Source organism: Polynucleobacter sp. AP-Jannik-300A-C4, from assembly GCF_018688335.1.
In the GTDB taxonomy this organism is placed as follows: Bacteria; Pseudomonadota; Gammaproteobacteria; order Burkholderiales; family Burkholderiaceae; genus Polynucleobacter.
Genome location: NZ_CP061316.1, coordinates 353481 through 365788, shown reverse-complemented (window position 1 = coordinate 365788; position 12308 = coordinate 353481). Strand labels below are relative to the sequence as shown.

The 12308-nt window shown below is 41.3% G+C and carries 11 protein-coding genes; 8 read left to right on the top strand and 3 right to left on the bottom strand.

Features of this window, described 5'->3' with window-relative positions:
• Nucleotides 1-41: 41 nt before the first annotated feature.
• Nucleotides 42-389: an FKBP-type peptidyl-prolyl cis-trans isomerase gene (locus FD975_RS01940; RefSeq protein ID WP_215302647.1), complete on the top strand. Its 348-nt coding sequence runs from the start codon at nt 42-44 to the stop codon at nt 387-389.
• Nucleotides 390-468: 79 nt separating this feature from the next.
• Here the strand turns inward: FD975_RS01940 and FD975_RS01935 are convergent, their stop codons facing one another.
• Both FD975_RS01935 and FD975_RS01930 read right to left on the bottom strand, forming a co-directional pair.
• Nucleotides 469-1452 carry a transglycosylase SLT domain-containing protein gene (locus tag FD975_RS01935; protein WP_215302645.1) on the bottom strand — a complete coding sequence of 328 codons (984 nt, stop codon included), beginning with the start codon at nt 1450-1452 and terminating at the stop codon, nt 469-471.
• 409 nt (nt 1453-1861) lie between these two features.
• A complete protein-coding gene (locus FD975_RS01930) occupies nt 1862-2893 on the bottom strand; it encodes an STAS-like domain-containing protein (RefSeq protein ID WP_215302643.1) in 1032 nt (343 codons plus the stop codon).
• Nucleotides 2894-3067: 174 nt separating this feature from the next.
• Between FD975_RS01930 and FD975_RS01925 the strand changes: the two genes are divergently transcribed.
• The 6 genes from FD975_RS01925 to FD975_RS01900 all read left to right on the top strand — a co-directional run bounded on the left by FD975_RS01925 (nt 3068) and on the right by FD975_RS01900 (nt 10995).
• A complete protein-coding gene (locus FD975_RS01925; RefSeq protein WP_215302641.1) occupies nt 3068-4009 on the top strand; it encodes a hypothetical protein in 942 nt (313 codons plus the stop codon).
• 163 nt (nt 4010-4172) lie between these two features.
• Nucleotides 4173-4748 (top strand): hypothetical protein, encoded by a 576-nt coding sequence (locus FD975_RS01920; RefSeq protein WP_215302639.1) that lies wholly within the window; start codon nt 4173-4175, stop codon nt 4746-4748.
• Nucleotides 4745-6760, top strand: a complete 2016-nt coding sequence (locus FD975_RS01915) for a Mu transposase C-terminal domain-containing protein (RefSeq protein WP_215302637.1) — start codon at nt 4745-4747, stop codon at nt 6758-6760. Before FD975_RS01920 ends, FD975_RS01915 begins: the two co-directional genes overlap by 4 nt.
• Complete coding sequence (locus tag FD975_RS01910; RefSeq protein WP_215302635.1) at nt 6757-7767, top strand: TniB family NTP-binding protein; 1011 nt, start codon at nt 6757-6759, stop codon at nt 7765-7767. Before FD975_RS01915 ends, FD975_RS01910 begins: the two co-directional genes overlap by 4 nt.
• A 2-nt stretch (nt 7768-7769) precedes the next feature.
• Nucleotides 7770-9620, top strand: a complete 1851-nt coding sequence (locus FD975_RS01905; RefSeq protein WP_215302633.1) for a TniQ family protein — start codon at nt 7770-7772, stop codon at nt 9618-9620.
• 355 nt (nt 9621-9975) lie between these two features.
• Nucleotides 9976-10995 carry a DNA/RNA non-specific endonuclease gene (locus tag FD975_RS01900; RefSeq protein ID WP_215302631.1) on the top strand — a complete coding sequence of 340 codons (1020 nt, stop codon included), beginning with the start codon at nt 9976-9978 and terminating at the stop codon, nt 10993-10995.
• A gap of 4 nt (nt 10996-10999) precedes the next feature.
• On the opposite strand, the gene FD975_RS01895 is transcribed toward FD975_RS01900, so the two are convergent.
• The gene (locus FD975_RS01895) at nt 11000-11242 is read right to left on the bottom strand and encodes a DUF3820 family protein (RefSeq protein WP_215303758.1); all 243 of its coding nucleotides are present in this window, start codon (nt 11240-11242) and stop codon (nt 11000-11002) included.
• A gap of 146 nt (nt 11243-11388) precedes the next feature.
• Here FD975_RS01895 and FD975_RS01890 point away from each other — a divergent pair, with 146 nt between their 5' ends.
• Nucleotides 11389-12303 carry a DUF6662 family protein gene (locus FD975_RS01890; RefSeq protein ID WP_215302629.1) on the top strand — a complete coding sequence of 305 codons (915 nt, stop codon included), beginning with the start codon at nt 11389-11391 and terminating at the stop codon, nt 12301-12303.
• Nucleotides 12304-12308 lie beyond the last annotated feature (5 nt).

Below are 12308 nucleotides of genomic sequence, written 5' to 3'. Positions count from 1 at the left end.
ATATACTAGCCCCTCAATTTCAGCCAAAGAGGAAGAAAAACGTGAGCGAACTGCAAAAAATAGATACTGTTGTTGGTGATGGCGCGGAAGCCGTTGCCGGCAATGATGTGGACGTACATTACACCGGCTGGTTATTTGATGAGAATGCACCAGATCACAAAGGGCAGAAGTTTGATAGCTCCCTTGATCGCGGCCAATTATTCAGCTTTCCTTTAGGTGCTGGCCATGTCATTAAGGGCTGGGACCAGGGTGTTCAAGGCATGAAAATCGGCGGTAAACGCACCCTGATCATCCCTTCAGAAATGGGTTATGGGCCACGCGGTGCTGGTGGTGTGATTCCCCCAAATGCGACGCTGGTATTTGATGTAGAGCTACACGGAGTCAGTTAATTCGAAAGCTGCATCTGCAAGTAATAAGGCCACTCAATTGAACTGAGTGGCCTTTATTTTTACAAAGTAAATGGGGTGCCTATGAACGCAAATCTTTACCATTCAAAGTTAATTTACTTTGCGACGTTGGCTGGCACAAACTAATCAAACGATTTCTCTCAGCCATCACTTTATCAGTGTAGCCGCCGTCATTTTCTGCATTTGCCGCACCAACATAGTATTTCAAGCCATTACGTAATGAGCCACTGGTCGCTATCAAATACTTCAGGATGTAGGCGCCTATCCGAATATTCACCTCTGGCTTAACTGCTTCACTAACCCCGCCATACAAGGCATATTTATCTTGGTGAATTGTAGTCATCACCTGCATCAAGCCCTCAGCGCCAGCATGACTTTTACTGAGCGGGTTGAAATTAGACTCCACTGAGATCACGGCGAGTAATAGGACTGGATCAATATTGACTTCTTTTGCAATCAATACAGTATTAGATACATACTCTTCAATCTTGGCGCGGTCCAGCTTGTACTTTTTCTCGAAGAAGTCAGCTACTGCGCGTTGATTTTGAATCGATGTCATTAATTTGGAATCTAGCGCCTGTGGATCTATTTTTGATGCTGGGATGCGATCCGATAAGTGAGAGATTGGCTTCACCTGCGCGTGGGCTACTGATGGCACTAGAAGGGCTACTTTTTGGTGCCTAGAGCTTGTCAGGCTGCTGCTAGAGCCTGCTGAAGCCTTGTCGTAGATCACGCTGGTGATTTCTTTATCGTCCAGAGCCTTTGGAGTCTCTTCTTGGTATTGATCGAGCATTCCAAATCCGTTTTGCCAAACCATCTGGCGAGCTTCATCTGGAACCAAGATGCGAGCCATATCAAATGCACCCGCTTGAGTACCATTGCCGGAGAGCCAGAGCCCCACGATCATGAACACTGTCACGATCAATAAGCCATTGAGCACCCGATAAACTGGTGAGAGCGCGTAAGAGAACAACTTCATAGCCTTAGCGCCTAGGGGCTGGGCTAGTTGCAAGTCACTCGAATCGGCAGACAAACATTTAATCATTCATGGTCTTGCAGCACACCAAAAAATCAAACATCTGATTTATGTTGCAATGCAATAAGTTAAAAACATGTGCCATCCTAAGAAGGTTCTTATATCAAGTCAAGAATAAAGAATGGTGTTTCAATAACTTATAGGTCTTGAAATACACTTACCCCCCGTGGAAGTCCTTATTTTTGATATTTTATTGTTTAAATTCAATGATTTATAGAAGTTAGTGGGTGCTTATTTCATATCATAAAAAAGTGCCGAAAATCCAACTTTTTTACTATTTTGTGCGTTTACGCATAAATTGCAATTTAGACCCCATAAGCTGCAAGTTTGGACCCCATAAATTGCAAGCAATAAAAACGTTAAATCATCTACTAATAGTCAGAATGAGAAACGCAACAACTACCTATAGTGAAATTCACTAAATTCTTGGAGCCACAGCCCTCAACCACATACCCTGAACTTGTTTAGTCATCTTTTCTGGTATCAACTCGACATCGGGGTGCTCATTGGCATAAACCCTGAAAATTTCATCCGCAAATGCCTGACCAATTTCTTGCACCCCATCAAAATTAAGCACCACCCTTTTAAACCTATCAAATCGCGCTATCAATCTTTTTGCCTGGGACCTCGAAACCAAATGCTCTTCCCCATACTGCGCAAGCTTCATTGGAACCACGGTTTTAGAAAAATCAAAATCATCGGGAGCATTTGTATATTCCGCATAGACATCGGCTGTAGTTCGCATGCTATCTAAAGCAATACTCATAAAGACAACTGTTCCATCAGGAAATATCCCCTTTGCTTCATGCAATACATCCTCCACAAGCTTTTGATCGTGATGGAACTCTAAGTTATTAGCATTTATTTCAAACCAATCAAACATCCGAGAAGTAAAAAATACGCCCTCACCACTATGCCTACTTGGGTCGGTTGTAAATTTACCCTTTGACAGCTCAAAAAGAGCTTGTCGCATATCTGGCAAATTAAGTGCGGTAGCGATTTTTGCGAATATGCCAATTCCATTGTCAGATATAGCCAATGTAAAACGGGTTTCGGTTTGCCGAGCCCAAATAAAAACCTCACTCCCTCCAGAGTGGTCAATTGCATTATTTAACATCTCGGTAAAGCCATGATTTACGATATTAAAGACATTTGGTGCAAGGCTGAAATATGGCCTAAATTCCTTAGCCCAAACCAGATCCTCCTCAAGATTTTCGATTTCGTAGAGCCTTGAGACATGCCTTTGATACCCAGGACTAAACAAAGGCCTTGTAGATGGCCCACTTCTGGCAATCCAACCCTGCTCCTCTAGCTGTTTAATATAGTTATTTGCGCCAACCCTGGAAATATTCAGCTTACCCATGTAATGGCGCGTCAGATCAGCGGGATGTGCTACAACATCCTCGGTTACGCTTGCTATAAGTTGATTAAGTCTTGATGGTTTAGACATTATTGACTGCCAAGTTAAAAATGGTTTAATATAAAGTTAAAGTCATTAAACTATAAACTTAAAATGACTAACTGTAAAGTTATCCGATAAAATAAGCACGCTCTTAATAAGCTCTTTACTAAATAACTGAAAAAAACATTTGACAAATTCACTTTAGCCAGCTAAACTAATAAAATGGAAATTAAAAAAATCAATGACACCCCCCTCCAATCCTCATCTAACTCATGGGTGGTTATGGCTGAATTTTTGCTCTCCAATGAAGCAACCGGAGAATGGTCATCAACCCATAAATCATTTACTGAGTGGCTAATTGATGTCAGCAAAAAAATGTTGCTGAGTGAGAGCAGTCTATGGAGATACTTTAGAGCTGCAAAGTTTTACAAAAACCTTCAGGAAGAACTAAAAATATATAAGATAACAGCCCCAGAATTCAAAACTTTATCTGCGAAGATTAGTCCTGAAAACTTAGAAATTCTTGAAAAAATTGAACGAGTAACTCCACGAGATGTTTTTATAACTCTAGCAAAAAGAGTTCTATCTGAAAATATCAAGAGAAATGAATTGCGGTCCACTTGGATTGCATATAGAAAAAGTTTGGAAGGTAAAACATCGAGAGGGACGGGCGTATCTAGGCCCAAAATAGACTTAGCGGATCCCAAAAATCAAGCGAGCATCAATGAAGCCCAGGTGCTTGTTTGCCTAAATTCTCCAGACAATAACTGGATGGAGATGGAAAATAAAAATAAGTATGAAGTGGTGATGCCAAACTTCTGTCTCATGCAAAAAAATGATGGGGGTAAGCGTATCTGCTTTGACGCAATGATTGTACTGGAAAATAAAAGCGGACTAGAGTTTCATGGGGTTGAAATTAAAGCTAATAACAATCCTAGGCAAGACTGTTCTCCCCTTTATGTCCAAGCAAAATACTGTGATTACATTTGGATAGCATTTTGTGAATTCAATCCTGATTATGGAACCAAGAGTACTCCTAATAACTGCGGGATCTTAGCTTTAGATAATAAGAAATTGACTCTAATTCGCAAACCCAAGCGCAATGATCCGACATACAAACTAGAAACCTCACTGCAGCTGTTAACTCATTTCCTAAAAAGGTAAGTTTTTTTTAATTAATCTAGTATAGCTGGCTAAACCAAATAAATAAATGCTTAAAATTATACAAATAAGAATGCCCGAGGCAGGCGAGACAAGAATCAAGCGAGTAATCTCTCGGTCAAACACCAAGCCAACTGGCAAGTACCCAAGTCTAAAAATGGGTCATATGCTGCATTGGGAAAATATTGACCAACTTCATGCTTTTCGATTACTAGATATCACACCAACCATTAGTTCATTTCACGAATCTCCAATGGAAATTCAATACGAAATTGATGGCAAGACTTTTCATCGGTACCCAGACTTACTCGTTAAATCTTATGAGTACAAGGAAGTTTGGGAAATAAAGAAGTGGTCCGATATGACTGATGGGATGTCCATCACAAATATAGAGGCTTTTAAAAGTCAACTTTTAAAGATGGGCTATAGCTGGCGCACCGTTGACCCAAAAAGTCTAACACTTCAGCCCAAAAAACAAAACACTATAGCCTTGTTGCGATATGGAGTAAACCCCATCGGCATAGTAGAGAAAGAAAAAGCGCTTCGTTACTTAGAGCGCCACGGAACCATCAGCTGGGGTGAGCTGAAATCCGGGCTTATTGGACCACAGGGCCCAAAAATTATATGTAGATTGGTGATAGAGGGGTACATTTACTTTGACATTAATCAAGTATGGTCAAACAAAACCATTTTTCAATGGCGCAAATCTTTTTTGGAGCCATTAAGAGAGGAGAGATTATGAGCTGCTCTTCATTAACAAAAGGCGTCAAAATTAAAATTGAAGGTGAGTCATATGTACTGAGAAAAAGGGTTGAGAATCATTCATGGCAGTGCGAAGAAATTAACACTGGTAATTTAATAAGGTTATCAATTGCCGAACTTGAGAAACTATATTTAAATAGAAAATTAGTCTTTAATGAGGGATTCATAACTGAAAAAGATCCTCGCCAAAAAATCCCTAACTTAACCTCTGAACTTAGCGATGAGGATTGGCAAACCCTAAAAATCAAGAGGGCCTATGTCAACGCAGTTATCGACTCCCCCAACTCATTAAAAGCATTTGAGCCGTTAATTAGAAAAGTTTGGGTAATGATTAGCCAAAATACATTACCCAAGCCACCAAATTGGAGCACCGTGTACAGGTGGAAAAAAAGATACATGAAGTCTGGTCAAGACATCATGTCCTTGGCCGATAACCATAGCAAGAAAGGCAATACCGGCAGTAGATACCCTAAGGAGGTAGAGGCTATAGTAAATAGAGCTATCGATGAAATTTACCTCACTCCAGAAAAAGGAAATCTAAAAAAGGTTTTTGAAAGAGCAACTCTTCTAGTTCTAAAAGAAAATTCGCTGCTTGTGCAAAGCATGCAACTGCCGTTGCCGAGCCCAAGATTGATTAAAAGACTAATTTCTGCGATACCAGCTTTTGATGTCTGCATGGCGAGAGACGGGAGGAATATAGCCCTCAATAAATTTCGCACAGTTACATCTCACCGCATAACTCAAGCCCCATTAGAGAGAGCCGAAATTGACCATACTCAATTGGATCTCATGTTGGTTGATGAGAACGGGTTTCCGCTTGGTCGACCATGGATCACAGCATGTATTGATGATTATTCTAGATGCATTCTTGGGATATCAGTGAGCTTTGAACCCCCAAGCTTTTTGACAGTTGCTCAATGCTTGAAGATGGCAATTCTCCCAAAAGCAAATCTAAGAGAGGAATACCCAGAAATAAAATCCGCCTGGGATGCTCACGGAGTAATGCGCGAACTAGTAGTTGATAATGGAATGGAATTTCATGGTGAGAATCTCGAGAAAGCCTGTTACTCCCTTGGCATAGAAATTCACTATTCAGCAAGAAAAACGCCATGGTTCAAGGGAAAAATTGAACGCTTTCTTGGAACCATAAATAAAGAACTTGCACACGGCAACCCCGGAACGACTTTTAGTAATATTTTTGATAAAGGTGAGTACGACCCAGTAAAACATGCGGTCATTAAATACAGCACATTTCAAAAAATTTATCGCACATGGATAGCAGATGTATACCACCAAGAACTTCACCGTAGTCTGAAAGCAAGCCCTGCCTCGATTTGGAAATCCAGTATTAATTCGGGCGATATATTACTCCCCGATAATGTTGCTCAATTAGATGCCATCTTAAGTCGTAGCGAAACAAGGGTTTTAACACACAAAGGTATAGAGCTCGATGGACTACTTTATAACTCACAAGAATTAGCAGCATTAAGAAGACGGTTTGGCACAAAGCTTCAGGTCCAAATTCAAATTGATGACTCAGACTTGGGTCAAATTATCGTACTATCCCCGAGTAACAATGAATTAATCACAGTTCCAGCACTACTTAATCACTACGCAAAAGGACTTTCGAAGTATCAGCATCGAATTTGCAAAAGGCTTTCCCAAAAACATCTCGATAAAGATGATGTATTTGGCTGCCTTCAGGCAAAGCAAATGATTCAAGATTGGATTGATCAAGACTTAAAAACAGGACCAAAGAAAATTCGACAAAAGGTTACTAGATTTAGGGGAGATAAGAGCTTAATTTCAAAATCTGTAAGTCCAATTGATGAATTGCCAGCTCCTCAACTAGGTCATTCAACAAGCCTAAAAAGCAATGCCGTGGATGATATAGGGCCCGATGCCCCTAGAAATGTACAAGCGAGTCAACGCAAGATAAGGACATTTGAGCCAATCATCTCCAATCGGACCTTAAATTGGGGAACCGAATGAGTGCACTAAAGAGGCATATTGTCGAATCCACTCTAGTTCCTCACACCGCATTCTCAACAGCTACTATGCGCATCGAGCAATGTATGCGGTATTCTTTAGATAGTCCAGAACCAGTCTGCCTGGCCTTAATTGGCGAATCTAGAACTGGAAAGAGTCGAGCGCTAGAAGCTTTCTACCATAATCATCCACCCAAAAGAGATGAGGATGGTGTCAAAGCCCCGATTTTAATGGTAAAGACCCCATCAAAACCCACCGTAAAAGGTTTAGTCGAAATTATGCTTCGCGCATTGGGTGACCCACAAAGTTACTCTGGCACTGAAAACGCCAAAACAATGAGGTTAAAACTCTTAATGAGAAGCGCTAAAACATCAATGGTAATCATTGATGAATTTCAACACTTTTATGATAAGGGGACGCACAAAGTAATGCACTATGTTGCCGACTGGTTAAAGATATTAGTTGACGATACTAAATGCGCCTTAGTTGTAGCAGGGCTCCCCACTTGTAAAGCGGTACTAGACCAGAATGAGCAGCTTGCAGGAAGATTTTTTGCCCCGATAGTTTTGCCAAGATTTGATTGGGGAGATATCGACCAAAGAGAGGAGTTCGTGGGAATATTAGGAGCCTTTCATAAATCAATAAGCTCTCATTTTGATATACCCCCACTGGACTCAAATGAAATGGCATTTAGATGCTATTGCGCAACTGGTGGCCTTATTGGATATTTGAGCAAGTTATTGCGACATGCAGTCTGGGAAGCCCTGGATACAAACAAGAAGATCATTACGATTGAAGACCTAAAAATTGCTTATGAAGCATCGATATGGAGAGACGAACAAATCCTGTCAAACTTTGATCCATTTTCAAGGAACTTCATACAGGCGCAGCCAAATGAAGTTTTAGCGAAAGTTGCACAAATAGGATTTCCAAAAATAAATTTAAATCACTCAGACATTTCTAGACCAACAAATTTGAATCCCCGAGGGATCAAGTCGCTTAGGGGTTAGTTTTGCAGGCAAATGAAAATAATCTTCTTGTGGTAACCCCAAAGCCATTCAGATATGAAAGCCTGCGAGGCTATTTATTAAGAGTATCAGAAGCAAATGGCTATCTATCACCCTCTTTAGTTGCAAAAATGTTGGGGACCGAGAAACTCACTCCCGGGTCAAGAAATATCTCCACAAAAAAATTTGCAGAAATTCTTGGATTTCCAGAAAATAGACTTGATAGATATTCGCACACAGACAGCGAATCAGCATCAAAGTTAAAAATACTTGGGCGGCAACTCGGATGCAATCAACGGCACCAACGCCTTATAACTATTAAAGCAAAGATTTGCCCTATTTGCGTAAAAGAAGATGGTCATATTAATGCTTTTTGGGACCTATCTATTGCAATTGCGTGTCCAAGGCATAAAGTAAAACCCATCACTAAATGTCAATCATGCCTTAATCCGATAAGCTGGTTTAGGCCTGGGCTACTCAAATGTAAATGCGGTGCTGATTATACAAATGCTCCTCTAGAACCCTCGAAAAAGTCGCACACAGAGTTGATGGGAATTATTTACGCAAAACTCAATGAAAAATTTACTGACAACCTGCCAAACACATATCGGTTCCCCTTAAGCCACTTCGAAAAACTTCAGCTAGAGCAACTGTTGGAAATATTGCATAAAAATAGCAAAGTGAGTAGTTTTTATGAACCGCACGAAGATAGAGTTATAACCAGAGACGACGCCACCTTGGGCGTAACAAATGCCGTTAATGTGAGTGTAGCAATGTTTTCAAGATGGCCTGAAGGGTATGCAGATTTTTTAGATAGATACTTTAATGCCGCTGATAAGTTTGGAAAAAAATATTTACATTCAACACAAATAAAGAAACTAATTAATGAATTAACCAACAATAGCAATTTTGACAAAAATACTGACTTTATAATTAATGAGCTGTTGCTCTTTTCAAATCAATTTACATTTCCAAGCCCATTAAAGGGCAAACCTAATCTCACCCATGTATCTTATTTTGATGATTTTCCCAACTTACCCCCCAAGGAAAAATCATCCCATACGGATAACAAAATTCTCACCCTAACAGAGGCTGCGGATTACATAGGGGTTCCTCATAATATTCTCGGCTTATTTTGGAGCAGTGGAGTTATGAGTGATTATCTAATCACAGAAAAAGCAAAATCCCTTAAATTTCCCTGGCTCAAAGAGGTTCTAGATGAGATTCTTGAAACCATTAAGAAAAAGAATATAGTTGGCTTCAGACGTACCTCGGTAAGAAATGAACAATTCATAACGCTTGAGAAAGTCTTAGAAAAGAAGTCAATTGATGTTGAAATAAAAATTTCTATTTTGAAGGGAATTTTAGAGGATAAAATTACAGTACGAGGACGCTTTGGGAAAAAGCTCTCGAGCTTAATTTTATATAAGAGAGAAATTAAGCAATATGTTTCTCAAAAAAGAGTTGCAATTCAAAATGAAGGGCTTTCGATTGCTCAAGCGGCCTGTGATATTCGCACAAATAAAACAGGAATTGAATTTTTAATGCGCACTGGATATCTTCAATACCGTGAAGAACCCAACGGCAAGATCATTACCCGATCATTTATTGATCGGTTTGAGACTCACTTTATAAATGTCAGCAAAATTGCAGCTAAACACAGTCAGTCATTTGAGAAAACCATAAATGCTATTGAGTTGCTTGGTTTATGGACAATTTCAATCCCAGGGGTAATTGAAAAAGAGGACCACTTATTTCTCCCCGCCTCTTTTGAGAAGCGACTAAATAACTATTTTCTTCAAAACGAATTTACAAGTGACTTTGAGAAAATTGCAACTTATGCGCAAATTACTTAAGAAAATTGCAACTTATACGTAAATTACTTTCAGCTTTTGGCGGCCAGTAAATTAATAACCTATTGATTTTATTGAATATGGAGTTGCAGCTTATGTGTAATCGCACATGAGCTTCTGCAAGAGCTGCAAACCCATACATCTAGTATTTGCAGCAGCTTTATTTTCTACAGGTAGTGTTATCTGAATCATTGCATCAAGCTACAGATCCATTGATCTTCCTGCTTTTCAACCACATCAATAGTTAGGGTCTTAGCCTCTAAAACCCTGATCAATACTAGCCCTAGAGCTAATCTGATCACGTGATAGGTGTAATTCTTTAAGCACCTGGTGAGGACACTCATTACACTGAGATGCAATGAAATTCCTGGTCAAACCCCTCTTACTTAGCCTGCTTTGGCTACCTCTAAGTGCATCCGCCCTATTTGATCAATGCAAAGATTTTTTCCCATCCCAGCAAATACCCAGCACTTCCCAGGTAGGGCGAGACCTTTGCTTTGATGATTTTGCAATTTATTACTCCCCTTCGGATAAAAAGCCTATCTATACCGTCGAAAAGTTAAATGGTGAGCAACTTCAAGCACCTCGCCCCCGCCGCACCAATCAGTTTTACGAAGAAGCTAGACTGCCCTTGAGTGAACGCGCCCTACTGGCCGACTATCGTGGCAGCGGTTATGACCGGGGACACAACGTCCCGGCTGGTGATATGACTCGCGAACGAGGAATGGCGCAATCATTTTCCCTGGCAAATATGATGCCGCAGGCTAGACAAAATAACCAAGGCATCTGGGCAAAGCGGGTTGAAGAGCCTACCAGGATGTATATCAAGCGTGCGCAAGGCGATGTCTACGTCTTTACTGGCTCAACTGGTCATGCCGGCAGCATTGGTAAAAGTAAGGTCACCATTCCAAGTCATCTCTATAAACTGGTATATGACCCCGATAAAAAATTAGCTTGGGCTTATTGGGTTGAAAACACCGATGGAGCTCAAATGCATCCACCAATCTCTTATGCTGAACTGATTCAGAAAACTGGTATCGACTTTCATTTACCTGTAGAGAACAGTGTAAGCAAGCCTCTTGCACAAGTTGATAAAGGCGCAACTGATTCTAGACAAGCACTGGGTGGCTGGTATCCGATCTTTTTTGATCAATACTCACCCGAAAAGGTTTCAGCAATCATTTCCAGCATTAAGGCGGGAAGGGTTGCCAGCATAGAGCTTCAATATGACCGCAATCTCCAGTTGGCTCAGAGTCTGACACAAGAGATTGAGGCGCAAACTCAAATGCAGGTCAGGCTTTCGCAAAGCAGTCCGCCCGATTCACCCAATGTGAGCTACGAACGCAATCGTGTCGTAGCGATAGTGCACTCAAAGTAACTCTTTATTGCTCCCGAGTGCGGGGAGCAGTCCCATGGGCCCGCTGAATAGGCGCCAACAAGCCTCGTAATCCATTGTGATCCAGGGTATGCATTAGCTCCAGCAACTGACCTAGCTCACCCTGAGGGAAGCCTTCGCGAGCAAACCACGCCAAATAATTGCCAGGCAAGTCAGCAAGTGCACGGCCAGCATGCTTGCCAAAAGGCATCTTCATTGTGACTAGCTTCACCAGAGCTTCTGAATCCATAGCCTTGATCTTACAAGCCCCAGCAAGTTCCCAGCCAAATCTCAACACCAAGCCAAACAGGGTCATTTTCTCAATTGAGAATTATTCTCATTTACTGTATATTGAGAATCATTCTCAATAACTTTTATTCACTAACCACTATCACCATGAAACTGACCATCAAAAGACTCGTAGCCTTCAGCATCCTATTAGCCACCGCCTTGCACTTCTCATTCGCCAATGCGGGCGAAGGGGCGTTTGGATGGATTTACACCCTCGATCTCCAGCCAAAAGGAAAGCTCGAGTTTGAGCAACGCTTACAGCTCAATAAACAGCAAGCTGCAGGCACCTACGATGCCTGGACTGCTAGAACTGAGCTTGAATATGGCTTAACTAATGATTTGCAAATCGCTGGCTACATCAACTCTTATTACACCAGTGCAAATCAAAATTACACCAACCCTGAGGCTTGTGGTGATGCCGCAAGTTGCACAGGTGGATATGGAGTGTCATCTAGCCATGATCCCGCTACCCCCTATAGAAAAAGTGGTATTGAGGGCGGCTCCTTAGAGGCCATTTATCGACTCACCAATCCAGTGACATCTCCTGTTGGAGTGGGACTATATCTAGAGCCCACCTGGGGTAGAAACAAAGATGAAATTGAGGCTCGCCTCCTCTTGCAATCGAACTTCATTGATGACCGACTGGTATTGGCAGGTAACGTAGTCGTAGCGAATGAACGCTTGAAATTTATTGAAAATGGCAATGTTCCTGAATCCATGCTCGATTTTCTTGTGGGGGCTAGCTACCGATTTGCCCCCAAATGGTCTGCCGGTGTTGAAGCGCGCTTTCACAATGATTACTCAGAATTGAATTTACGGAATCAAGTACAGCGAGCAACCTTTGTTGGACCAAACATGCACTACGCTGCAAAAGACTGGTGGGTTACTGGCGCATGGCGCTATCAGTTAAAGGGTGGGAATTGCATGGGTGGCGGAGAAGCAGAATGCTCCAATGCCCGAGTTTGGGATAGCCACTCTGTTAATGAATTCATTGTCAAAGTTGGATTTCCTTTGAACTAAGGAAG